Below are 22,283 nucleotides of genomic sequence, written 5' to 3' on the forward strand. Positions count from 1 at the left end.
ACCTACCAACGTTTGTCCGGCGCCGTATCCAGCAACGGCCGCAGGCGCTCTGCAATCGCTTCACGCGCGCGGAAGATCCGCGAGCGCACCGTACCGATCGGGCACTCCATGATGTTGGCGATCTCCTCGTAGCTGAGGCCCTCCAGCTCGCGCAGCATGATGGCAGTCCGCAGCTCCTCGGGTAGAGCTGCCATCGCATCGTCGACGGTTTCCCCGATCTGTCGCGTCATCATCAACCGCTCGGGCGTGTTGATGTCGCGCAGCTGGTCACCATCTTCGAAGGTTTCCGCTTCTTCCGAGTCGAAACTCGTTGAAGTCGGTGCCCTTCGTCCCTGGGATACGAGGTAGTTCTTGGCCGTGTTGATACCGATCCGGTACAACCACGTGTAGAACGCACTGTCCCCGCGGAACGAACCCAGCGCACGGTAAGCCTTAATGAAGGTTTCCTGCGCCACGTCTTCAACTTCGGCTGGATCGCGGATCAGTCTGGACAGCAGGCGATTGAGCTTGCGCTGGTACTTGGATACCAGCAAGCCGAAAGCCTGCTTGTCGCCGCGCTGCACGCGCTCGACGAGTTGCTGATCGATTTCACGATCGGTCATGGAGTGTTCGTACTTTCCGGAAATTCAAATGACAAAGCGTCCGGATTATATGCGAGCACCCCTGCACTAACCAAAAATAGAAGACACAGGCACAGACACGACCCTGTGCGATTAGTTCATACGCCAGCGAGGTCTTCCTCCCGGTCCGCGACAACCCTGCCTGCACAGGCCACAATCCCGTAAGCACGGGCGTGCGTGCTATATTTTTGCGTTTTTATCCTGAGCTAGGGCGACATCTTGCTGAAACAGTACGACGTACTCATTCTTGGCAGCGGCGCCGCGGGGCAATCGATGGCTCTCCGGCTCGCGGAATGCCTCAAGGTCGCTCTCGTCACCAAGCGCGAACTCTCCGACAGTGCCAGCAACTGGGCGCAGGGCGGCATCGCCGCGGTGCTCGACACCACCGACAGCATCGAAGCGCACATCCAGGACACCTTCACCGCCGGCGCCGGCCTGTGTGACCCGGTTGCGACGCGCTTCGTGGTCGAGAACGGCAAGCGCGCCATCGAATGGCTGATCGATCGCGGCGTGCCCTTCACGCGCGAGGCCGACTCCCAGCTGGGCTATCACCTCACCCGGGAGGGCGGGCACTCGCACCGCCGGATCATCCACGCTGCCGACGCAACCGGCGCCGCCGTGCAAACCACGCTTTCGGCCCAGGTACGCGCGCACCCGAACATCGACATCTACGAGCACCACATCGCCATCGACCTGGTCCTTGGCGACAAGGTCGGTCAGCCGGGTGCAGGCTGTCTTGGCGCCTACGTGCTCGACATCGAGGCCGACGAGGTCGTGACCTTCGCCGCGCGCAGCACCGTGCTCGCCACCGGCGGCACGGGCAAGGTCTACCTGTACACCACCAATCCGGACGTCGCCACCGGCGACGGCGTGGCGATGGCCTGGCGCGCGGGCTGCCGCGTCGCGAACATGGAGTTCATCCAGTTCCACCCGACCTGCCTGTACCACCCCCAGGCGAAGTCCTTCCTCATCTCGGAGGCCGTGCGCGGCGAAGGTGGGCTGCTGAAGCTGCCCGACGGCACCCGCTTCATGCCCGAGCACGACCCGCGCGAGGAACTCGCGCCGCGCGACATCGTCGCGCGCGCGATCGACTTCGAGATGAAGAAGCGCGGCATCGACTGCGTGTATCTCGACATCAGCCACAAGCCGGCGGATTGGCTACGCTCGCACTTCCCGAACATCCACGCACGCTGCCTGGAGCTGGGTATCGACATCACGAAAGAGCCGATCCCGGTCGTACCCGCCGCGCACTACTCCTGCGGCGGCATCGTCACCGACCTCTCGGCACGTACCGACGTACCCGGGCTGTACGCAGTCGGCGAATCCGCCTTCACTGGCCTGCACGGCGCCAACCGCCTCGCAAGCAATTCGCTGCTCGAATGCCTCGTCTTCGGCGAGGCAGCGGCGCAGGACATCCTGACCAAGCCGCGCCAGTCCTCTCCGGTACTGCCCGACTGGGACGAAAGCCGGGTGACCGACGCCGACGAGGAAGTCGTGATCTCGCACAACTGGGCCGAGTTGCGCCGCGCAATGTGGGACTACGTCGGCATCGTGCGCACGACAAAGCGCCTGAAACGCGCACAGCATCGCATCCGGATGCTGCAACGCGAGATCCACGAGTTCTATTCGAACTTCCGCGTCAGCAACGACCTGATCGAATTGCGTAACCTGGTGGTGACGGCAGACCTCATCGTCGGCTGCGCGCTCAAGCGCAAGGAAAGTCGCGGCCTGCATCATTCGCGCGATTTCCCCGACTTGCTCCCGCGCGCCCGCGAGACCATTCTGCGCCCGCCACGCAAGCGCGGACGTCGCTGACCCCTCACGCGTCGTCGACCGGGGCGGCCTTGTGGCGGAGCCAGATCCGCAAGAGCCGCCAGTGCGACGGCGCCACGTTGGCCCGCGAAAGCATCAAGCGCTCCCGTACACGGCCGCGACCCGGGCCGACTGCTCCGTTCGCGTCGGCCAACGGCAGCCACACCGCCCAGCCGAGATCGACGCCGCCTCCTGCAACCGCGTATGGAGCCGCATCGGTAGCATCCTTGCGGCTGACCAGGCCATTACCATGCAAGGTCAGCCGCATGCCGCCCTTGTCCCGCTCGGCCTTCAATGCACGCCCCAGCGACAACAGCAGCGCAGTCCATGCGGCGACCGCCAGCAGGCGCGAGGCCGAGAACCAGGCCCCGTCCTGCACCATCGACAAGGCTGGCACGTGAAAAAGCGCCAATCCCGCCCCGCAATGCAGAGCCAGGATTGACGCCATCACGCGCCTCGAAGGGCGCAGCGCGATCGTCAGCGGGAAGTGCATGGCAAACCCATGCCCCGCCCGCGATCAGACGCGACGGAAGACCAGCGTGCCGTTGGTGCCGCCAAAGCCGAAGTTGTTCTTCAGCGCCACGTCGATCTTCATCGGACGGGCCACGTTGGCGCAGTAGTCCAGGTCACACTCCGGATCCTGCTCGAAGATGTTGATCGTCGGCGGCGAGATCTGGTTATGGACCGCCAGCACCGTGAACACCGACTCCACGCCACCGGCACCGCCGAGCAGATGGCCGGTCATCGACTTGGTCGAATTGACGACCAGCTTCTTCGCCGCATCGACGCCGAAGGCGAGCTTGATGGCTTCGGTCTCGTTCTTGTCGCCCAGCGGCGTCGAGGTGCCGTGCGCGTTCAGGTAGTGGACCTGATCCGGGTTCACACCTGCATTCTTCATGGCATTGACCATGCTGCGGCGCGGCCCGTCGGTATCGGGCGCCGTCATGTGGTAGGCGTCGCCGCTCATGCCGAAACCGGCGAGCTCGGCGTAGATCTTCGCGCCACGGCGAACGGCGTGCTCATACTCCTCGATCACCATGACACCCGCGCCCTCGCCCAGCACGAAGCCGTCGCGGTCCTTGTCCCAAGGACGGCTCGCGGTAGCCGGATCGTCATTGCGGGTCGAAAGTGCCTTGGCGGACGCGAACCCGCCAATCGCCAGGTTCGTCACCGTGGACTCGGCGCCGCCGCACACCATCACGTCGGCGTCGCCGTACTCGATCATGCGCGCGCTCAAACCAATCGCGTGCAGACCGGTGGTACACGCGGTCACCACCGAGATGTTGGGCCCCTTCATGCCGAACATGATCGACAGGTTGCCGGAGATCATGTTGATGATGGTGCCCGGAATGAAAAAGGGCGAAATCTTGCGCGGACCGCCGCCGAGGAAGTCGTCGTGCGTATCCTCGATCATCGGCAGGCCGCCGATACCGGAACCGATGTTGACGCCGATGCGATCGGCGTTGGATTCATTGACCTCGATGCCGGAGTCGCGGATCGCCTGAATGCCCGCGGCCATGCCGTAGTGGATGAAGACATCCATGCGGCGCGCGTCCTTGGCGGACAGGTATTCGGTGACGTCGAAGTTCTTCACCTCGCCCGCGATACGGGCGGCGAAGGCACTTGCGTCGAATCGGGTGATCGGACCAATGCCGCTCTTGCCGGCAATCAGGTTTTCCCAAGCATCGGGAACAGTATTGCCGACCGGCGAAATAAGACCCAGACCGGTGACGACGACTCTACGACGCGACACGGGCAACTCCGTTGAAATCAATGAAGAAAATACGAGAAGTCCGGATACCGCTCACGCGGCATCCGGACCGCAGGAACTCAAGGAAGCGAATTACTTCTTGAGATGGGCGTTGACGTAGTCAATCGCCTGCTGGACGGTGGTGATCTTCTCGGCCTCTTCGTCCGGGATTTCGCACTCGAATTCTTCTTCGAGGGCCATGACCAGCTCCACGGTGTCCAGCGAATCCGCGCCAAGATCATCGACGAACGAAGACTCGATCTTGATCTCCGATTCGTTCACGCCAAGTTGCTCAGCGACGATCTTTTTGACGCGCTGTTCGATGTTCTCCATGAACTAACTCCTTCCCAGAGGGTAACGGGTGTATTGAAAAAGCCGGCGTATTCTACCAAAAGCCGGCTGAACCGCTATCCTGACCGTCGGTCAGGACATGTACATGCCGCCATTCACGTGCAGGGTGGTCCCCGTCACGTAGGCAGCGGCAGGCGACGCAAGGAACGCAACAGCGCCCGCAATCTCTTCCGGACGCCCGAGGCGTCCAAGTGCAATGTTGCCGAGCAGCGCGTCACGCGCCGTCTCGGGTAGCGCACGCGTCATGTCGGTGTCGATGAAACCGGGTGCCACGCAGTTGACCGTGATGTTGCGGCTGCCCAGTTCGCGCGCCAGCGCACGCGTCATGCCCGCCACGCCGGCCTTCGCTGCCGCATAGTTGGCCTGCCCCGGATTGCCGGCACTGGCCACCACCGAGGTGATGTTGATGATCCGCCCGGTGCGCGCCTTCATCATCCCGCGCATCACCAGCTTGCTCATGCGGAAAACGGCGCGCAGGTTGGCGTCGATCACCGCATCCCACTCCTCGTCCTTCATCCGCATCGCGAGGTTGTCGCGCGTGATCCCGGCATTATTGACCAGGATGCCGATTGCGCCGAAACGCTTCTCGATGTCGCCGACCAGGGCATCACAGGCTTCGGCGTCAGTCACGTTCAAGGCCATGCCCGCGCCCTTGCAGCCGGCTTCGAGCAGCGCCTTCTCGATATCGGCCGCGCCGGATTCCGAAGTGGCGGTACCGACGACCGTCGCGCCGAGACGGCCCAGTTCCAGCGCAACGGCCCGACCGATGCCGCGCGATGCGCCAGTGACCAGCGCGACCTGTCCTTCAAGCGAAAAACTCATTCCTTACCTCACCGCCGCAATCGACTGCTCGAGGCTCGCCGCATCGTGCGCCGAACCGCCTTCCACTTCCTTCGCAATACGCTTGGTCATGCCCGCCAGGACCTTGCCCGGCCCGCACTCGATCACGTGAGTCATGCCACGCGCTGCCATTGCCTGGACCAGCTCGATCCAGCGCACCGGCGAATAGGCCTGGCGTACCAGTGCATCGCGGATCTTTTCCGGATCATCATAGACAGCGACATCCACGTTGTTGATGACGTCGATCTCCGGCTTGACGATGGCAACGCCCGCCAGGCGCTCCGCCAAACGCTCTGCGGCCGGACGCATCAGCGCACAGTGGAAAGGCGCCGACACCGGCAGCAGAACAGCGCGCTTGGCGCCCTTGAGCTTGGCGATCTCGCCCGCACGCTCCACCGCGGCCTTGGCGCCCGCGATGACGATCTGCCCCGGTGCATTCAGGTTGGCGGCCTCGACCACCTCGCCTTGCGCAGCCTCTGCACAGGCCTCGCGTACCGCATCGGCCTCGAGCCCCATCACCGCAGCCATCGCACCCTCGCCAGCGGGCACGGCCTCCTGCATTGCCTGCGCGCGGAAGCGCACCAGCGGCACGGCGTCGCCGAACGCCATGGCGCCCGCGGCGACCAGCGCCGAATACTCACCAAGGCTGTGACCGGCCACCAGGGCCGGCTTGGGGCCGCCCGCCGCGAGCCAAGCGCGGTAGGCCGCAACCCCTGCGGTCAACATCAGTGGCTGCGTGTTGACGGTCAGCGCAAGGCGCTCGGCCGGACCATCGCACACCATGGCCCACAGATCCTCACCCAGCGCGTCGGACGCTTCGACGAAGGTTTCACGAATCACTGCAGATTCGCCATAGGCGGCCATCATGCCCACCGACTGCGAACCCTGCCCGGGAAAAACCAGCGCAAATGCCATGCCTGCTCTCCGGTGGTCAGAAATGAAATTGAAGATTCAGAAATCGATCAGGGCTGCGCCCCAGGTAAAGCCGCCGCCAACGCCCTCAATGACGACACGCTGTCCTGCGCGCAGCTGGCCGCTGCGCACGGCCTCGTCCAGCGCCAGCGGAATCGACGCAGCCGACGTGTTGCCATGGTGGTCGAGCGTGGTGATGACCTTGTCCATCGACAGGCCCAGCCGCTTGGCCGTGGCCTGGATGATGCGGATGTTGGCCTGGTGCGGGACGAGCCAGTCGACACTGTCGGCGGTCTCACCCGCCAGCTCCAGCACCTCGTGGGCGACGTCGCCGAGCACCTTGACAGCAAACTTGAACACCGCCTGGCCATCCATGCGCAGGAAGGGATCGCCGATGATCTGGCCGGAAGCCACGCCGCCGGGCACGCACAGGATCGGATGATGGCTGCCGTCCGCATGCAGCGCCGAGGCGCGGATGCCCGGCTGCTCGGACGCCTCCAGCACCACTGCGCCGGCACCGTCACCGAACAGCACGCAGGTCGCGCGGTCAGACCAGTCGAGGATGCGCGAGAACACCTCGGCGCCGATCACCAGGGCCCGCTTGTGGCTGCCCGAGCGGATGAACTTCTCGGCAACGGTCAGCGCATAGACGAAGCCGCTGCACACCGCCTGCACGTCGAAGGCCGCGCCACCATTGCGGATGCCGAGCTTGGCCTGCACCAGCGCCGCCGTGCTCGGGAAGATGTAATCGGGGGTCGAGGTCGCGACGATGATCAGGTCGATGTCCTCGGCCTCGCAGCCGGCCGCCTCGATCGCCCGCTCGGCCGCGATGCGCGCCAGATCGCTGGCCCCCACGTCGGCCGCAGCCAGATGGCGGCTGCGAATACCCGAACGGCTGACGATCCACTCGTCCGAGGTATCGATGCCGCGCGCGACGAGATCGTCGTTGCTCACCGGATTGCCGGGCAGATAGCTCCCGGTCCCCGCGATCCTTGCGTAGATCATGCTTTTACCTCGTTCATGTTCGCCATCCTTTCGGAAATGCGCTCGATGAGTCGATTGGAGGCCGCATCGGCCGCGCGCGACAGGGCGTTGCCGAAGGCAACCGCGTCGGCCGAACCGTGGCTCTTGAGCACCACGCCGCGCAGGCCAAGCAGCGGCGCACCGTTGTACAGGCGGTGATCGACGCGCTTCTTGAAGCGCTTGAGCACCGGCAAGGCCACGACCGCCATCAGCTTGGTCAGCAGTGACCGGCTGAACTCCTGCTTCAGGAAGGCGCCCAGCATCTGTGCCAGACCTTCGGAGGTCTTCAGCGCGACATTGCCGACGAAACCATCGCAGACCACCACGTCGACCGTGCCTTCGTAGATGTCGTCACCCTCGACGTTGCCGTAGAAGTTGAGACCACTGGCGCGCAACAGCTCGCCCGCCTCCTTGACGACGTCGTTGCCCTTGATGGCCTCTTCGCCAATGTTGAGCAGACCGACGCTGGGTCGCTCCTTGTGTTCGATGGCGGCGACCAGCGACGAGCCCATGACGCCGAACTGGAGCAGATGCTCGGCCGTGCAATCGACGTTGGCACCGAGATCGAGCACATAGGTATGCCCCTTCATCGAGGGCAGTACGGTCGCGATCGCCGGACGGTCGACACCCGGCAAGGTCTTGAGGACGAAACGCGAGATCGCCATCAGCGCGCCGGTGTTGCCGGCCGAGACGGCGGCACAGGCCTCGCCCGCCTTGACCAGATCCATTGCGACGCGCATCGAAGAGTCCTTCTTGTTGCGCATGGCGATGGCGGGTGGGTCGTCCATGGTGACGACTTCGGACGCCGGGTGAAGACGGATCCGTGTTCCGAATTCGGAAACAGCCGTGCCGAGATGGGGCTGGATCGCCTCTTCCCGACCGACGAGAATTACATTTGCATCAGGATGGCTGCGCAGGAAGGACAGCGCAGCAGGCACGGTCACGACCGGGCCGTGATCGCCACCCATGCAGTCGATCGCAATGGTGACACCCATCGGCATCTCGCGTGATTCAGACGGTGATTGAAAAAGGAACGCGGAAAAAAAGCGGCGCAGGCGCATTGCGCCATGCGCCGCCCTCGCGCTCGAGAGGCGGAATTACTCGCCCTTGGCCTTCATGACCTTCTTGCCACGGTACACGCCGCTCGGGCTGACGTGGTGACGCAGGTGGACTTCACCCGTGGTCGGCTCGATGGCCAGCGCCGGGGCGGTAAGGAAATCGTGGGCGCGGTGCATGCCACGCTTCGACGGGGACTTCTTGTTCTGTTGGACGGCCATGAAAATGCTCCTGATACAAATTAAATGCGCCTAGTCTGCGCGATGACTGCCTCGCAGCGACGCCAGCGCAGCGAAAGGCGATTCTTCATTCGCCCCATTACCACCCCGGGGCGCTTCACATTGTTCGTGTCGCGGCGCAATCGGCAACGCCAGGAGGATTTCGTCCTCGATCAGCGCGAGCAAATCGAGTTCTCCTTCGATCTCGATCGCGTCGACCTCGTCGTCCTCGAGTTCCTCGTCCGGAATCGGTTGCCCGACCCGCACCGGCTGCAACACGGTTTCCACCGCCAGCACCCAGTCGAGACCACCAAGACAGCGCTGGCAGCGAAGATTGAGCGTGCCGGCAAGACTGAGTTTCAGGCGGGGGTCTGACTGACCGGACACCACACCTTCGACTGTCGAGCCTTCCACCGACCAGCTGATCGCCCCCTCGCTACTGACTAGAGAATCCGTCAGGCGCGACAACTTCGCCACCGCCACCTCACCCTGCAAGGTTCGTGCGTCAGCGGCGAAACGGAACGGGTCGGCAATCTTACCGAACGATGCGCTTTGTTGCGACATAAGCCGTGCATGATATTATTTTTTCTGGCTTTGTGTCAAAGCCGTCATGCAGCGCGCCGCCTTACCCGGCTCCCGCACCTCCGTCGCACTCGCCACCCACCCGCCCGATGAAGCTCGTCCTCGCCTCCACTTCCGCCTACCGGCGGACGCTGCTCGAACGCCTGACCATTCCATTCGCCGTCGCTCGTCCGGACACCGACGAAACCCCACTCCCCGGCGAGACGCCCGCTGCCACTGCGGAACGGCTCGCAGCTGAGAAGGCGCGCGCGGTCGCCCGTGACTGGCCGGACGCACTGATCATCGGCAGCGATCAGGTCGCTCACATGGGCAATGAAGTCTTCGGCAAGCCTGGCACGGAAGCCCGTGCGGTCGAGCAATTGCAGCGCATGAGCGGCCAGACGGTGATCTTTCATACCGCCCTCGCCCTGCTCAACACCCGCAGCGGCCACATACAGGTCGAGGGCGTCCCAACCTCGGTGCGATTTCGTACGCTGGGCGACGACGAGATCCGGCGCTACGTCGCCAAGGAGCGCCCGCTCGACTGCGCCGGCAGCGCGAAGTCCGAAGGCCTCGGCATCGCCCTGCTCGACGCGCTGTCCGGCGACGATCCGACCGCACTGATCGGCCTGCCGCTGATCGCACTGTGCCGGATGCTGCGCGCCGAAGGCGTCGAACTGCCGTGAGCGCCCAGCCCCAACACCACCCCGCCGAGCGCGGCACACTTTTCCTGGTGCCTGTCGCCCTCGGTGACACCCCCTGGGACAGCTTCCTGCCCGCCCAGGCCCAGGCAATCACAGCCAGGCTCCACCACTTCGTCGTGGAGACGGCACGCGCGGCGCGCGCCCACCTGAAGCAGCTCGACTATCCGCACCCGCTGCGCGACACCGATATCCGCGAACTCCCGGGCGACCCTGCCAGCGCAAGAGACGCCGAGTTCGACGCCCTGCTCGCCCCCGCGCTCGAGGGCCACGACATCGGCCTGATGTCCGACGCCGGCTGTCCGGCCGTCGCCGACCCTGGCGCACGCCTCGTCGCCCGCGCCCACGCGCTCGGCATCCTCGTTGCGCCGCTAGTCGGCCCGTCGTCGATTCTGCTCGGCCTGATGGGCTCGGGGCTCAACGGCCAGAGCTTCGCTTTTCACGGCTACCTGCCGGTGAACGAAGCCGAACGCGACACCACGCTGCGCGCGCTCGAAGACGAGTCGCGCAAGCTAGGACGCACGCAGATCTTCATCGAGACGCCGTACCGCAACGAGCGGATGTTCGACGCCCTGCTGAAAACGCTGAAGCCGGAAACGCGCGTGTGCGTGGCCTGCGACCTCAGCACGGCCGGCGAACTGCTCCAGACCCGCAGCGTGCGCGACTGGAAGAAGACCGGACATCCCGCACTCGCAAAGCGCCCCAGCCTGTTCCTGCTGCTCGCCTGAAGGCCGACGCGCCGCTCAGGCGCGGCCGAGCAGCCAGCGCACCATGTCGCCAGGCGTCGGCACGCAGGCCAGCGGCGACTCCGCCTCGAGTGCGGCACGCGGATGCGCCCCGAAGCTGACCCCCAGCGCAGCGACACCCGCATTCTTCGCCATCTGCAGGTCGTGAGTCGTATCGCCCACCATCAGCGTGTGCTCGGGCATCACGCCAAGCTCGTCCATCAACTCGTCGAGCATCGCCGGATGCGGCTTGGAGAAGCACTCGTCGGCGCAGCGGGTGGCATGGAAATGCACGCCCAGCCCGGTGTTGCCCAGCACGCGGTCCAGCCCCGCCCGGCTCTTGCCGGTCGCCACGCCGAGCATCCTGCCGCGAGCGGCCAGTTCGGCGAGCAGCGCCTCGACACCGTCGAAAAGCGTGAGCTCGTGGTCGCGCGAAAGATAATGGTGGCGGTAGCGCTCGATCATGCGCGGATAGTCGGACTCGCGCAGCTCGGGGACGGCGTGACGCAGGGCATCGCCGAGGCCCAGTCCGATCACGTAGCGCGCACGCTCGTCCGACGGCTCGGGCAGACCGAGATCGCGGCACGAAGCCTGGATCGCATGCACGATGGCCGTGGCAGAATCCATCAGCGTGCCGTCCCAGTCGAACACGATCAGATCGAAACGCTCAGCCATGGCTCTTCTCCGGTGCGCCCAGCCGATCGACGAAGCCCTGCAGCTCCTCAGGCAGCGGCGCCTCGAAGGACAGGGCCTCGCCCGTCAGCGGGTGGGCGAACTTCAGCTTCGCCGCATGCAGGAACATGCGCTTCAGCCCCTCGCCTTCGAGCCGCTTGTTGAGCGCGAAGTCACCGTACTTGTCGTCACCGCACAGCGGGAAGCCCAGATGCGCCAGATGCACGCGGATCTGGTGAGTACGGCCGGTCTTGAGCTCGACCTCGAGCAGGCTGTAGTCGCGCCAACGCTGCACGAGACGGACGATGCTGTGCGCAGGCTTGCCCTCGTCGCTGACCCGCACGCGCCGCTCGCCGTCCCCGGTCAGGTACTTGTGCAGCGCCACCTTCACGTGCTGCAGCGGATTGTTCCAGCGCCCGGGCACCAGCGTCAGGTAACGCTTCTCGATGCGCCCCTCGCGCATCATGTCGTGCAGCGCGGTCAGCGCCGAGCGCTTCTTCGCCACGATCAGCAGGCCCGATGTCTCGCGGTCGAGGCGGTGCGCAAGCTCGAGCATGCGCACCTCCGGACGCTGCACGCGCAACTGCTCGATCACGCCATAGCTCACGCCGCTACCGCCATGCACCGCCTTGCCCGCCGGCTTGTCGATGACGATCAGCGCTTCGTCCTCGAACACCACGGGCAAGGGCTTGCCCGCGGGCGCGGGCGCGCTGCGGGTCGGCTCGGCAACGCGGATGGGCGGAATGCGCACCTCATCGCCTTCCGCCAGACGGTAGGTCTGCTGCACCCGCCCGCCATTCACGCGCACCTCGCCGCTGCGCAGGATGCGATAGATGTGGCTCTTGGGCACGCCCTTGGCGACGCGCAGCAGGTAATTGTCGATGCGCTGACCGGCCGAAGCCTCGTCGATACGCTCGTGTCTTACCGCAATGCTTTTGCCTTCGATAGTCGTCATGAAATATACTTTCGGGCGGTTGACCCGGTCGCTGCCAGCCAAGTGCATCACGTCGAGGTTTCGTGCGTCAAAACGCCGATACCGATCGACGACGGCAGACTGCTGGCGATGAGCCCTGAAGAGCGCTCCCGGCGTCACCGCTGCGTGCCATCCAAAGCCGAAAAAGGCGCCGATGGTAACGCAATCGCCAACTTCGATACACCCATCCAGCCTCAGGGTTGGATATTGACGCGTTACTCGCACTTGCAGGATCAAATGCTCCGGCCCGGCCGCCCTACCCGGCGCGCCGGCGGGAGCAAGAGAATATCGACCAGCCGACCCATCACAGCCCGACAAACCCACCGGATGACAGCAGAAGCCCTACCCAATCGCTCCTGAACCCGGAAAGCGCGATGGTGCGCGCCGTTCGTCCTGCCCGTGCTTTTGACGCGGGAGAACGATCCAAATGAAGCGCATGCTTTTCAATGCGACGCAGGCCGAAGAACTGCGCGTCGCGATCGTGGATGGTCAGAAACTGATCGACCTCGATATCGAATCGGCCGCAAAAGAAGAACGCAAGAGCAACATCTACAAGGCGGTCATCACCCGCATCGAGCCCAGCCTCGAAGCGGCTTTCGTCGACTATGGCGCCGAGCGCCATGGCTTCCTGCCCTTCAAGGAAATCTCCCGCTCCTACTTCCAGCCTGGCGTTGACGCCGGCAAGGCCTCCATCAAGGAAGCGCTGAGGGAAGGCCAGGAGCTGATCGTCCAGGTCGAGAAGGACGAACGCGGCAACAAGGGCGCGGCGCTCACCACCTACATCTCGCTGGCTGGCCGTTATCTGGTGCTGATGCCCAACAACCCGCGCGGCGGTGGCGTATCGCGCCGCGTCGAGGGCGACGAGCGCGCCGAACTGCGCGAGATCATGGACCAGCTCGACGTGCCGCAGGGCATGAGCCTGATCGCCCGCACCGCTGCCATCGGCCGCAGCGCCGAAGAGCTCGAGTGGGACCTCAACTACCTGATGCAGCTGTGGCGCGCCATCGAAGGCGCCGCGCAGGGCCAGAACGGCGCCTTCCTGATCTACCAGGAAGGCAGCCTGGTGATCCGCGCGATCCGCGACTACTTCCAGCCCGACATCGGCGAGATCCTCATCGACACCGATGACGTCTATGAGCAGGCACGCCAGTTCATGGCCCACGTCATGCCGGGCAACGTCAGCCGCGTGAAGCGCTACAGCGACGACGTGCCGCTGTTCTCGCGCTTCCAGATCGAGCACCAGATCGAATCGGCCTACTCGCGCCAGGTCGGACTGCCCTCAGGCGGCGCCGTGGTCATTGACCACACCGAAGCGCTGGTGTCGATCGACGTCAACTCGGGTCGCGCCACCAAGGGCTCGGACATCGAGGAAACCGCCTTCCGCACCAACTGCGAGGCCGCCGACGAGATCGCCCGCCAGCTGCGCCTGCGCGACCTGGGCGGCCTGATCGTCATCGACTTCATCGACATGGAGTCGCAGAAGAACCAGCGCGAGGTCGAGAACCGCCTGCGCGACGCGCTGCGCCACGACCGCGCCCGCGTGCAGACCGGCAAGATCAGCCGCTTCGGCCTGCTCGAGCTGTCGCGTCAGCGCCTGCGCCCGGCGCTGGCCGAAACCAGCTACATCACCTGCCCGCGCTGCAACGGCACCGGCCACATCCGCAGCACCGAATCTTCCGCGCTGCACATCGTGCGCATCCTCGAAGAGGAAGCGATGAAGGAGAACACCGGCGCGGTGCACCTGCAGGTGCCGGTCGACGTCGCCACCTTCCTGCTCAACGAGAAGCGCGTCGATATCGCCCGCATCGAGATGCGCCACAAGGTGCAACTCATCATCGTACCGAACCGTCATCTGGAAACGCCGGCGCACGAGATCATCCGCCTGCGCCACGACCAGCTGAACGCCGAGGACATCGCGCTGGCCAGCTACCAGATGGTGCAGAAGCCCGCCGAGGAGGAGGAGCGCCTGCCGTCCAAGGCCAACGAGCGCCCGGCCCGCCAGGAGGCCGCGGTGAAGGGCATCGCCCCCGCGCAGCCGGCTCCGGTCGCCGCACCTGCGCCCGTTGCCGCGGAAGCGCCTGTCGCACCGGTGCAGAAGGGCTTGCTCGCCCGCATCATGAGCTGGTTCACCGGCGGCAAGCCGCAGGCTGCCGAACCCGTCGCCGAGCCGGTGGTCGAAACCGCGCCGAAGCGTGACGGCCGCGGTCGCAACGAACGCAACGGCGAAGGCCGTCGCGGCAATGGCAACCGGGGCCGCCGCGGCGAACGCGATGGCGAGCCCCAGAGCGGACGCGGCCAGCGCGGCGAGCGCCAGGAGCGCACCGAAGGCAGCGAGAAGCCGCAACGTGCCGTCCAGACCGAGAAAGCCGAGAGGACCGAACGCGGCGAGCGTCCGGAACGGGGCGAGCGTCCGGAACGGGGCGAACGTCAGGAGCGCGGCGAAGGCCGTCGCGGTCGCGGTCAGCGCGGCCAGCGTGCCGAGGACGCGGAGCGCGCCGTCGAGGTCGCTGCAACGGAGAGCAACGAGGCCTTGCTGAAGGCCGCAGCGCCGGTTGTTGCAGCCGAGGTCGCGGTCAGCGCCGAAGCAGCTGTCGTCGAGCCGACCGCAGGCGAAGACGGCGCGCCCAGCGAGAAGCGCCGCCGCCGCGGCCGTGGTCGCGGTCGCCGCTCCGGCGAAGCCCAGGCCGCTGGCACCAGCGTCGCCACCGAAGAAGCGCTGGCGGGCGAAGCTGCGGAGCTGGCACCCGAGGCTGAAGCCACTGCCGCCGAAGCAGTCCCCGTTCAGATCGAGGCGACCCCGGTCGCGGCGGTCGAGCCCGTCGAGACGCCTGCGCCGACGACTGAGCAGGCACGCGTCGAAGAGCCCGCCGCCGAGCCCTTCCCGGCTGCCGCGGTCGAAGCCGCGCCGGTTGCCGTGACCGAGGAAGCCATCGTGGCCGCAACGGTCACTGCCGAGCCGGCCGAGGTCGAGCCAACCGCCACAGCCGAAGAAGCCGCTGCGCTGCCCCTGCCGGTTGCCGAAGCGGTGACCGTCGAGGTCGCTGCAGAGGAGTCGGTCGAGGCCGCGCCGGCACCGGTGAAGCTCGAGACCGAAGTCGCCGCGGAAACCGAGGTGCCTGCCGAAGTGACTTCTGTCGAGACCGAGCCGGCCATCACTGCGGAAGCGCCCACGCTGATCGAGCGTGCGGTTGCCGCGCAGGCGCCCGAAGAAGCCCCTGCGGCGGCAAGCGAGGCCGAAGCCAGGCTGGCGCCGAGCGCACCGATCGAACTGCCGACGACGCCGACCGAAAGCGGCCTGATCATGATCGAGACCGATCCGTCCAAGCGTGCCGCATTCGGCACCGGCGCACCGGAACAGACCGTGCGCCTGGGTCGCAAGCCGCGCCCGGCCCCGGTCATCGCCGAGGAACCGCTGCAGCAGGTCGAGACCAACAAGTAAGCGTCTCGCGCACTGCGCAAACAAGAAGGCCATCCGCAAGGATGGCCTTTTTCATGGTCGGCCCGCTGGCGGCATGACGCCAGGCAGCGACGGCTCAAGCACGCGCGGTCACGGTCTCCAGCAGCCCCTTCACGCCGTCCTCGCACATATCCAGCACCACATCGAAGCCCCGTGGCCCACCGTAGTAGGGATCGGGCACTTCGTCGTACTCGCTGTTGCGCGCGTACTCCATGAACAGCCCGAGTCGCGGACGATAGACCTCGGGACACAAGCGGCGCATCGTCTCCAGGTGCCCGCGATCCATCGCCAACAGCAGATCGAAGCGCTGGAAGTCGAAGGGGTCGAGCTTGCGCGCCCGCAAGGCCGACAGATCGTAGCCGCGCAATTGCGCCGCCTTGCGCGTGCGCGGATCAGGCGCCTCGCCCACGTGGTAACCCTGCGTGCCCGCCGAATCGACCTCGATCCGGCCCTCCAGCCCGCCCGTGCTGATGAAATGCCGCGCCACCGCCTCGGCCGTCGGCGAGCGGCAGATGTTGCCCGTGCATACGAACAGGATCTTCGTCATTTCTTCGTCTCCTCCTCAAACGCTGCCGTGCTGGTCTGCGCCAAATGCGCGCTGACGGAGCTTGAACAGCTCGTCGCGTGCCGCAGCGGCCTTCTCGAACTCCAGGTTGCGGGCGTGCTCCTGCATCTCCTTCTCCAGACGCTTGATTGCCCGCGCCAGTGCCTTCTCGTCCATCACCGCATAGTCGGCGTCCTTCTCGGCCACGCGGGCGGCATCGCGCTTGGCCCCATCCGAATCATAGACCCCGTCGATGATGTCCTTGATGCGCTTGGTCACCGACTTGGGCACGATGCCGTTGGCCTCGTTGAAGGCGATCTGCTTGTGCCGGCGACGTTCGGTCTCGCCGATGGCCGCCTTCATCGAGTCGGTGATACGGTCGGCGTAGAGGATCGCCGTGCCGTGCAGATGGCGCGCGGCGCGGCCGATGGTCTGGATCAGCGAGCGCTCGGAGCGCAGGAAGCCTTCCTTGTCCGCATCGAGGATCGTCACCAATGACACTTCGGGGATGTCCAGGCCCTCGCGCAGCAGGTTGATGCCCACCAGCACGTCGAACTCGCCCAGGCGCAGGTCGCGGATGATCTCGACCCGTTCCACCGTGTCGATGTCCGAGTGCAGGTAGCGCACGCGGATGCCGTTGTCGGCGAGGTAATCGGTCAGGTCCTCGGCCATGCGCTTGGTCAGCACGGTGACCAGCACGCGCTCGTTCACCTCGAGCCGCTTCTTGATCTCGGTGAGCAGGTCATCCACCTGCGTCATCGCCGGACGCACCTCCACCACCGGATCGATCAGGCCGGTGGGTCGCACCACCTGCTCCACCACCTGGCCCTGGTGCTCCTCCTCGTACTTCGCCGGCGTGGCGGAGACGAACACGGTCTGCGGCATCAGGCGCTCGAACTCGTCGAACTTCAGCGGGCGGTTGTCCAGCGCCGAGGGCAGGCGGAAACCGTAGCCGACCAGGTTCTCCTTGCGCGAACGGTCGCCCTTGTACATGCCGCCCACCTGACCAATGGCGACGTGAGACTCGTCGATGAACAGCAGCGCATCGGCCGGCAGATAGTCGATCAGGGTCGGCGGCGGCTCGCCCGGACCGCGACCCGACAGATGCCGCGAGTAGTTCTCGATACCCTTGCAGAAGCCCATCTCGTTGAGCATCTCGAGGTCGAAGCGGGTGCGCTGCTCGATGCGCTGGGCCTCCACCAGCTTGCCCTCGCGCTGGAACGTGGCGATGCGCTCCTTTAACTCCTCCTTGATCGCCTCGATCGCCTGCAGCACCGTCGCGCGCGGGGTGACGTAGTGGCTGGACGGATACACGGTGAAGCGCGCCAGTTTGTGCTTCAGATGTCCGGTGAGCGGGTCGAACAGCGTCAGATGCTCGATCTCGTCGTCGAACATCTCGATGCGCACCGCCAGCTCGGCGTTCTCCGCCGGGAACACGTCGATCACGTCGCCGCGCACGCGGAAGGTGCCGCGACGAAAGTCGATGTCGGCGCGGCTGTACTGCATCGCCACCAGACGCTGGATGAGGTCGCGGTGCGCCATGCGCTCGCCTTCGCGCAGGTGCAGGATCATCGCGTGGTAATCGACCGGGTCGCCGATGCCGTAGATGCACGACACCGTGGCCACGATCACCACGTCGCGCCGCTCCATCAGGCTCTTGGTGGCGGAGAGCCGCATCTGCTCGATGTGCTCGTTGATCGACGAGTCCTTCTCGATGAAAAGGTCGCGCGAGGGCACGTAGGCCTCGGGCTGATAGTAGTCGTAGTAGCTGACGAAGTACTCGACCGCGTTCTCGGGCAGGAACTCCTTGAACTCGGCGTACAACTGCGCCGCCAGCGTCTTGTTCGGCGCCAGCACCAGCGCCGGACGGCCCATGCGGGCGATGACGTTGGCCATGGTGTAGGTCTTGCCCGAGCCGGTCACGCCGAGCAGGGTCTGGTACATCAGGCCATCTTCCACGCCCTCGCACAGCAGGCGGATCGCCTCGGGCTGGTCGCCGGCAGGTGGAAACGGCTGGTGCAGGCGGAAGGGGCTTCCCTCGAAGGTGACCACCTTCCCGCCTTGCTGCGGTGCATCGTTTCCGGCGCTATTGCCTTGACTCGTCATGCTAAAATTCCGGCTTTATTCCGGTGCATCGCCATCGCGCGGCACCGGACGAAAACGTCGATTATTTCCCAAATCGCGCCGCAAGGCACGGCACATTGCCGATCATGCGGTGCGAGCCCATCGCTGCCCTACTGGAACGACTGGAGTCCTCATGTCCGCTTCGATCTTCGCCGCCGTCGAGATGGCGCCCCGTGACCCGATCCTTGGCCTGAACGAGGCCTTCGCCGCCGACACCCGTGCCGAGAAGGTCAACCTCGGCGTCGGCGTCTACTACGACGACAACGGCAAGATCCCGCTGCTGGCTGCCGTGCGCAGCGCCGAAAAGGCCCGCCTCGAAGCCATGCCGCCGCGCGGCTACCAGCCGATCGAAGGTCCCGCCGCCTACAACGGCGCGGTGCAGAACCTGCTGTTCGGCAAAGACTCGGCGCTGGCCACCAGCGGCCAGGTCGTCACCGTCGAAGCCCTGGGCGGCACCGGCGCGCTGAAGGTCGGCGCGGATTACCTCAAGCGCCTGCTGCCGAACGCCAGCGTCTACATCTCCGACCCGAGCTGGGAGAACCACCGCGCGCTGTTCGAATCCGCCGGCTTCCCGGTCCAGAACTATGCCTACTACGACGCTGCCACCCGTGGCGTGAACTTCGCCGGCATGAAGGCCAGCCTGGAAGCCGCGCCCGCCGGCTCCATCATCGTGCTGCACGCCTGCTGCCACAACCCGACCGGCGCCGACCTGTCGGACGCCCAGTGGGATGAAGTGGTCGCCGTGTGCCGCAGCCGCGGCCTGATTCCCTTCCTCGACATGGCCTATCAGGGCTTCGCCGACGGCATCGACGCCGACGCCGTCGCGGTTCGCGCCTTCTCAGCCAGCGGCCTGCAGTTCTTCGTCTCCAGCTCCTTCTCCAAGAGCTTCTCGCTCTACGGCGAACGCGTCGGCGCACTGTCCATCGTCACCGCCAGCAAGGAAGAAGCCGGCCGCGTGCTGTCGCAGGTCAAGCGCGTGATCCGCACCAACTACTCCAACCCGCCGATCCACGGTGGCGCCATCGTCGCCGCGGTGCTGAACTCGCCCGAACTGCGCCAGATGTGGGAAGACGAGCTGGCCGGCATGCGCGACCGCATCCGCGCCATGCGCACCAGCCTCGTCGAGCAGCTCAAGGCCGAAGGCGTGGCGCAGGACTTCTCCTTCGTCATCAAGCAGCGCGGCATGTTCTCCTACACCGGCCTCACCGTCGACCAGGTCGAGAAGCTGAAGAGCGACTTCGGCATCTACGCCGTGTCCACCGGCCGCATCTGCCTGGCCGCGCTGAACTCGAAGAACATCGGCTACGTCGCCAAGGCCATCGCCCAGGTCGTCAAGGGCTGACCTCGGTCTGATCCGGGCAGGGCGAGGACGCAAAAAAACCTCGCCCTGCCTTGACGGAAAGGCGCGCCCTGCCTACAATGCGCGCCTCTGTTCCCCGATAGCTCAGTCGGTAGAGCGCCGGACTGTTAATCCGTAGGTCCCTGGTTCGAGCCCAGGTCGGGGAGCCAAGTTTCAGAACTTGGTGTTTCCCACAGGAACAGCAAGTCGCAGCCCACGCTGCAAAAGGTAATTCCCCGATAGCTCAGTCGGTAGAGCGCCGGACTGTTAATCCGTAGGTCCCTGGTTCGAGCCCAGGTCGGGGAGCCAGCTTCAAACGAGAATGCCATCCTTCGGGATGGCATTTTTCGTTCACCGGGTATCAGAGCGGACATCTGCGCCGTTTCTTGCGCACTGCATCCCCATACCCTCCTGATGGTCGGCTGGCCGAACTGGGCCGTTCTGGTGGCGCCTGTGAGCTGTCAGGCGACACCGTAAATTGACCCCCTAGCGACACGAGGAACTGACCCCCTCGTTCGCAAGGAGGCCACTGTTGGAAACGAAGCACATCGAGGTGAATCCTGTACGCCGTCTGGTTTGCGGAGTGCGGGAGATGTTGGAGCCGGAGGCGGTCACGACGATCGTTCGGTTGGGGCAGTCGGGGTGGGGCGCGAAGCGGATTGCCAGGACGTTGGGCATCGCGCGCAACACGGTGCGGCGCTATCTGAACGCGGGCGGGCCGGTGCCCTACCGGCAGCCGCAGCGCGACAGCGTGCTGGGCGGTCATGAGGCGTGGCTGCGGGAGCGTTTCCTGCAGCACCGGGGCAACTGCGACGTGGTGCGTCAGCAGTTGAGCAAGGAGCTCGGGATCGACACGAGCCTGCGCACGGTCGAGCGCGCGTGCCGTGGGTTCCGCCAGGAGCTTGAAGCCAGTCGCCGTGCGACGATCCGCTTCGAGACTGCGCCGGGCGAGCAGATGCAGATCGACTTCGGCCAGACGCGGGTGCTGATCGGTGGCGAGCCGGTGCGGGTGTTCCTGTTCGTGGCGACGCTGGGCTATTCGCGCCGGGGGTTTTCGTGCGCGTTCCGGCACGAGCGCCAGAGCGCGTGGTTCGCCGGGATCGAGGCGGCCTTTGCGCATTTCGGCGGACGGTCGCAGACGCTGCTCATCGACAACGCCAAGGCGCTGGTCGACAAGCACGACACGCAGACGCGCCAGGTTCGGCTCAACAGCCGCTTCGAGGCGTTCTGCCGGCACTGGGACATCGTTGCCCGGGCGTGCGCGCCGTTTCGCGCCCGCACCAAGGGCAAGACCGAGAACGGCGTGGGCTACGTGAAGAAGAACGCCATCGCCGGTCACGCCTTCGATTCACCCCTCCTCACGAATTGCACCCATCCGAGGCACAGATCACTACCTGTCGGGATCTGGTCGGCTAACATTCAGCATCTCCAACGTCATATGACGTGTCATCCATGCCTTTGGCCACGGGTTTGGCGCGCACCGCAACGAATGATCCTGAAAGAGACGGACTCCAAGGCAGGCCAGCTTGCCGAGCTCGAAGCCTTGATGACTGCGCCGGGCGTACCCCCGGAGAAGAAGCTGCAGATCAAGCGGGAACTGAAAATCCTCCGAGCCGGAATCAAGGGTGAGCGCGAGTCTGCCTACGACATCGACTTCTACAGTGGCGCCAGCAAGAATCGGATCGTGATCCACGATCTTCGCCTCGAACTGAACGGGCGCGTGGCTCAGATCGACCATCTGGTGCTGAACCGACTGCTGGAAGTCTATGTGCTCGAAACGAAGCACTTCACCGAGGGCGTGTCGATCAACGACCAAGGCGAGTTCTCCATCTGGTTGGGTGGAAAACCCCGTGGCATTCCCTCCCCCCTCGAACAGAACCAACGGCACATCGCCGTGCTGTCTGAGGTGTTCAAGACGCTGAAGATGCCTACACGCCTCGGCATTCGGCTGCAGCCCTCATTCGAGTCCTTGGTGCTGGTGTCGAAGAACGCCCGGATCTCGCGCCCGGAGAAGTTCGACACAGGCCGTGTGCTGAAGTCGGACCAGTTCGAGCGCTGGATCGAGAAGAACATCGACTCGGGGTCACCACTGATGATGGCCAAGCTTGTCGGCGTCGAAACCTTGACCGAGATTGCGGAGCAACTCGTTGCTCTGCACCGTCCTCTGGTACCCAATTACAAGGCGAAGTTCAGCATCACTGAAGACATGCTCCATCCGACTGAGGTTGTCTCGGCCCCGGCAGTACCACGCACGGCCGTAGCGGAACCCGTCGAGGGACCGGCCAGCGTTACCGAGGATGCCACCGGGAAGCTCAAGACGTCGAAGCTCGCCCAGAAGATTGGGCTCAAGACAGCCGACCTCGTCGCGCGCTTAGTCACCCTCGGCCTACTGGAACTGCGTGAAGGCAAGCCATACATCACCCCGAAGGGCAAAGAAGCGGGCGGCGAGTTTCGGATGAGCAAGAAATTCGGGCCGTATTTCCTGTGGCCGGAAGCGCTGAAGGTGTGACTTCGCGGCTCCCATACCCCTCTGCCAGTCGGTTCGCGTCGCCGGCCCGCTCCGGTGGGCTCTCACGCCCGTCCGTCACGCCAACGAGCGCCTACC

The 22,283-nt window shown here is 65.2% G+C and carries 20 protein-coding genes and 2 tRNA genes; 8 read left to right on the top strand and 14 right to left on the bottom strand.

Annotated elements, in window-relative coordinates; genetic code table 11:
• Positions 1–2: 2 nt before the first annotated feature.
• Complete coding sequence (gene rpoE / locus AC731_RS06770) at positions 3–602, bottom strand: RNA polymerase sigma factor RpoE (protein ID WP_004255947.1); 600 nt, start codon at positions 600–602, stop codon at positions 3–5.
• Between the two features lie 237 nt (positions 603–839).
• Here rpoE and nadB point away from each other — a divergent pair, with 237 nt between their 5' ends.
• Complete coding sequence (nadB, locus tag AC731_RS06775; RefSeq protein WP_048703032.1) at positions 840–2,435, top strand: L-aspartate oxidase; 1,596 nt, start codon at positions 840–842, stop codon at positions 2,433–2,435.
• Between the two features lie 4 nt (positions 2,436–2,439).
• Here nadB and AC731_RS06780 read toward each other — a convergent pair whose 3' ends face one another.
• The 9 genes from AC731_RS06780 to AC731_RS19510 all read right to left on the bottom strand — a co-directional run bounded on the left by AC731_RS06780 (position 2,440) and on the right by AC731_RS19510 (position 9,146).
• Positions 2,440–2,925 (bottom strand): protein YgfX, encoded by a 486-nt coding sequence (locus AC731_RS06780; RefSeq protein WP_156480665.1) that lies wholly within the window; start codon positions 2,923–2,925, stop codon positions 2,440–2,442.
• Between the two features lie 24 nt (positions 2,926–2,949).
• The gene (fabF, locus tag AC731_RS06785) at positions 2,950–4,185 is read right to left on the bottom strand and encodes a beta-ketoacyl-ACP synthase II (RefSeq protein WP_048703027.1); all 1,236 of its coding nucleotides are present in this window, start codon (positions 4,183–4,185) and stop codon (positions 2,950–2,952) included.
• Between the two features lie 90 nt (positions 4,186–4,275).
• On the bottom strand, positions 4,276–4,515 hold the full coding sequence (gene acpP, locus AC731_RS06790; RefSeq protein ID WP_004255952.1) for an acyl carrier protein: 240 nt from the start codon (positions 4,513–4,515) through the stop codon (positions 4,276–4,278).
• 90 nt (positions 4,516–4,605) lie between these two features.
• Positions 4,606–5,355 (bottom strand): 3-oxoacyl-ACP reductase FabG, encoded by a 750-nt coding sequence (gene fabG / locus AC731_RS06795; protein ID WP_048703024.1) that lies wholly within the window; start codon positions 5,353–5,355, stop codon positions 4,606–4,608.
• Positions 5,356–5,358: 3 nt separating this feature from the next.
• Positions 5,359–6,288 carry an ACP S-malonyltransferase gene (gene fabD / locus AC731_RS06800; RefSeq protein ID WP_048703023.1) on the bottom strand — a complete coding sequence of 310 codons (930 nt, stop codon included), beginning with the start codon at positions 6,286–6,288 and terminating at the stop codon, positions 5,359–5,361.
• Positions 6,289–6,324: 36 nt separating this feature from the next.
• Positions 6,325–7,290, bottom strand: coding sequence for a beta-ketoacyl-ACP synthase III (locus AC731_RS06805; RefSeq protein WP_048703021.1), 966 nt, complete (start codon positions 7,288–7,290; stop codon positions 6,325–6,327).
• Positions 7,287–8,303 carry a phosphate acyltransferase PlsX gene (gene plsX / locus AC731_RS06810; protein WP_048703158.1) on the bottom strand — a complete coding sequence of 339 codons (1,017 nt, stop codon included), beginning with the start codon at positions 8,301–8,303 and terminating at the stop codon, positions 7,287–7,289. The genes AC731_RS06805 and plsX overlap by 4 nt, the downstream gene beginning before the upstream one ends.
• A gap of 102 nt (positions 8,304–8,405) precedes the next feature.
• Positions 8,406–8,585 carry a 50S ribosomal protein L32 gene (gene rpmF, locus AC731_RS06815; RefSeq protein WP_004255959.1) on the bottom strand — a complete coding sequence of 60 codons (180 nt, stop codon included), beginning with the start codon at positions 8,583–8,585 and terminating at the stop codon, positions 8,406–8,408.
• Positions 8,586–8,615: 30 nt separating this feature from the next.
• Positions 8,616–9,146 carry a YceD family protein gene (locus AC731_RS19510; RefSeq protein ID WP_082794266.1) on the bottom strand — a complete coding sequence of 177 codons (531 nt, stop codon included), beginning with the start codon at positions 9,144–9,146 and terminating at the stop codon, positions 8,616–8,618.
• Positions 9,147–9,253: 107 nt separating this feature from the next.
• Between AC731_RS19510 and AC731_RS06825 the strand changes: the two genes are divergently transcribed.
• The gene (locus AC731_RS06825) at positions 9,254–9,829 is read left to right on the top strand and encodes a Maf family protein (RefSeq protein ID WP_048703015.1); all 576 of its coding nucleotides are present in this window, start codon (positions 9,254–9,256) and stop codon (positions 9,827–9,829) included.
• Positions 9,826–10,572 carry an SAM-dependent methyltransferase gene (locus tag AC731_RS06830; RefSeq protein ID WP_048703012.1) on the top strand — a complete coding sequence of 249 codons (747 nt, stop codon included), beginning with the start codon at positions 9,826–9,828 and terminating at the stop codon, positions 10,570–10,572. The genes AC731_RS06825 and AC731_RS06830 overlap by 4 nt, the downstream gene beginning before the upstream one ends.
• 15 nt (positions 10,573–10,587) lie before the next feature.
• On the opposite strand, the gene AC731_RS06835 is transcribed toward AC731_RS06830, so the two are convergent.
• Both AC731_RS06835 and AC731_RS06840 read right to left on the bottom strand, forming a co-directional pair.
• Positions 10,588–11,244 carry an HAD-IA family hydrolase gene (locus AC731_RS06835; protein ID WP_048703009.1) on the bottom strand — a complete coding sequence of 219 codons (657 nt, stop codon included), beginning with the start codon at positions 11,242–11,244 and terminating at the stop codon, positions 10,588–10,590.
• Positions 11,237–12,196, bottom strand: a complete 960-nt coding sequence (locus AC731_RS06840) for an RluA family pseudouridine synthase (RefSeq protein WP_038011188.1) — start codon at positions 12,194–12,196, stop codon at positions 11,237–11,239. The genes AC731_RS06835 and AC731_RS06840 overlap by 8 nt, the downstream gene beginning before the upstream one ends.
• A 445-nt stretch (positions 12,197–12,641) precedes the next feature.
• Here AC731_RS06840 and AC731_RS06845 point away from each other — a divergent pair, with 445 nt between their 5' ends.
• Positions 12,642–15,653, top strand: coding sequence for an Rne/Rng family ribonuclease (locus AC731_RS06845; protein ID WP_048703007.1), 3,012 nt, complete (start codon positions 12,642–12,644; stop codon positions 15,651–15,653).
• A 94-nt stretch (positions 15,654–15,747) separates the two neighbouring features.
• On the opposite strand, the gene AC731_RS06850 is transcribed toward AC731_RS06845, so the two are convergent.
• Together AC731_RS06850 and uvrB are read right to left on the bottom strand one after the other, a co-directional pair.
• Positions 15,748–16,218 (bottom strand): low molecular weight protein-tyrosine-phosphatase, encoded by a 471-nt coding sequence (locus AC731_RS06850; protein ID WP_048703005.1) that lies wholly within the window; start codon positions 16,216–16,218, stop codon positions 15,748–15,750.
• A 15-nt stretch (positions 16,219–16,233) separates the two neighbouring features.
• A complete protein-coding gene (gene uvrB / locus AC731_RS06855; protein WP_048703002.1) occupies positions 16,234–18,321 on the bottom strand; it encodes an excinuclease ABC subunit UvrB in 2,088 nt (695 codons plus the stop codon).
• A gap of 151 nt (positions 18,322–18,472) precedes the next feature.
• On the opposite strand from uvrB, the gene AC731_RS06860 reads away from it, so the two are divergent.
• The 4 genes from AC731_RS06860 to istA all read left to right on the top strand — a co-directional run bounded on the left by AC731_RS06860 (position 18,473) and on the right by istA (position 22,187).
• The gene (locus AC731_RS06860) at positions 18,473–19,681 is read left to right on the top strand and encodes an amino acid aminotransferase (RefSeq protein ID WP_048703000.1); all 1,209 of its coding nucleotides are present in this window, start codon (positions 18,473–18,475) and stop codon (positions 19,679–19,681) included.
• Between the two features lie 91 nt (positions 19,682–19,772).
• Positions 19,773–19,848 (top strand) — tRNA-Asn (locus tag AC731_RS06865).
• Positions 19,849–19,911: 63 nt separating this feature from the next.
• Positions 19,912–19,987 (top strand) — tRNA-Asn (locus tag AC731_RS06870).
• A gap of 223 nt (positions 19,988–20,210) precedes the next feature.
• Positions 20,211–22,187, top strand: coding sequence for an IS21 family transposase (gene istA, locus AC731_RS20225; RefSeq protein ID WP_237266615.1), 1,977 nt, complete (start codon positions 20,211–20,213; stop codon positions 22,185–22,187).
• The last annotated feature ends 96 nt before the right edge of the window (positions 22,188–22,283 follow it).

It is taken from the genome of Thauera humireducens (assembly GCF_001051995.2).
GTDB lineage: Bacteria > Pseudomonadota > Gammaproteobacteria > Burkholderiales > Rhodocyclaceae > Thauera > Thauera humireducens.

Excerpts from the sequence above, each read along its gene's own strand:
- rpoE (WP_004255947.1), bottom strand. The coding sequence starts at position 602 with ATGACCGATCGTGAAATCGATCAGCAACTCGTCGAGCGCGTGCAGCGC.
- AC731_RS06780 (WP_156480665.1), bottom strand. The coding sequence starts at position 2,925 with ATGCACTTCCCGCTGACGATCGCGCTGCGCCCTTCGAGGCGCGTGATG.
- acpP (WP_004255952.1), bottom strand. The coding sequence starts at position 4,515 with ATGGAGAACATCGAACAGCGCGTCAAAAAGATCGTCGCTGAGCAACTT.
- fabG (WP_048703024.1), bottom strand. The coding sequence starts at position 5,355 with ATGAGTTTTTCGCTTGAAGGACAGGTCGCGCTGGTCACTGGCGCATCG.
- fabD (WP_048703023.1), bottom strand. The coding sequence starts at position 6,288 with ATGGCATTTGCGCTGGTTTTTCCCGGGCAGGGTTCGCAGTCGGTGGGC.
- AC731_RS06805 (WP_048703021.1), bottom strand. The coding sequence starts at position 7,290 with ATGATCTACGCAAGGATCGCGGGGACCGGGAGCTATCTGCCCGGCAAT.
- plsX (WP_048703158.1), bottom strand. The coding sequence starts at position 8,303 with ATGGGTGTCACCATTGCGATCGACTGCATGGGTGGCGATCACGGCCCG.
- rpmF (WP_004255959.1), bottom strand. The coding sequence starts at position 8,585 with ATGGCCGTCCAACAGAACAAGAAGTCCCCGTCGAAGCGTGGCATGCAC.
- AC731_RS19510 (WP_082794266.1), bottom strand. The coding sequence starts at position 9,146 with ATGTCGCAACAAAGCGCATCGTTCGGTAAGATTGCCGACCCGTTCCGT.
- AC731_RS06825 (WP_048703015.1), top strand. The coding sequence starts at position 9,254 with ATGAAGCTCGTCCTCGCCTCCACTTCCGCCTACCGGCGGACGCTGCTC.
- AC731_RS06835 (WP_048703009.1), bottom strand. The coding sequence starts at position 11,244 with ATGGCTGAGCGTTTCGATCTGATCGTGTTCGACTGGGACGGCACGCTG.
- AC731_RS06840 (WP_038011188.1), bottom strand. The coding sequence starts at position 12,196 with ATGACGACTATCGAAGGCAAAAGCATTGCGGTAAGACACGAGCGTATC.
- AC731_RS06845 (WP_048703007.1), top strand. The coding sequence starts at position 12,642 with ATGAAGCGCATGCTTTTCAATGCGACGCAGGCCGAAGAACTGCGCGTC.
- AC731_RS06850 (WP_048703005.1), bottom strand. The coding sequence starts at position 16,218 with ATGACGAAGATCCTGTTCGTATGCACGGGCAACATCTGCCGCTCGCCG.
- uvrB (WP_048703002.1), bottom strand. The coding sequence starts at position 18,321 with ATGACGAGTCAAGGCAATAGCGCCGGAAACGATGCACCGCAGCAAGGC.
- AC731_RS06860 (WP_048703000.1), top strand. The coding sequence starts at position 18,473 with ATGTCCGCTTCGATCTTCGCCGCCGTCGAGATGGCGCCCCGTGACCCG.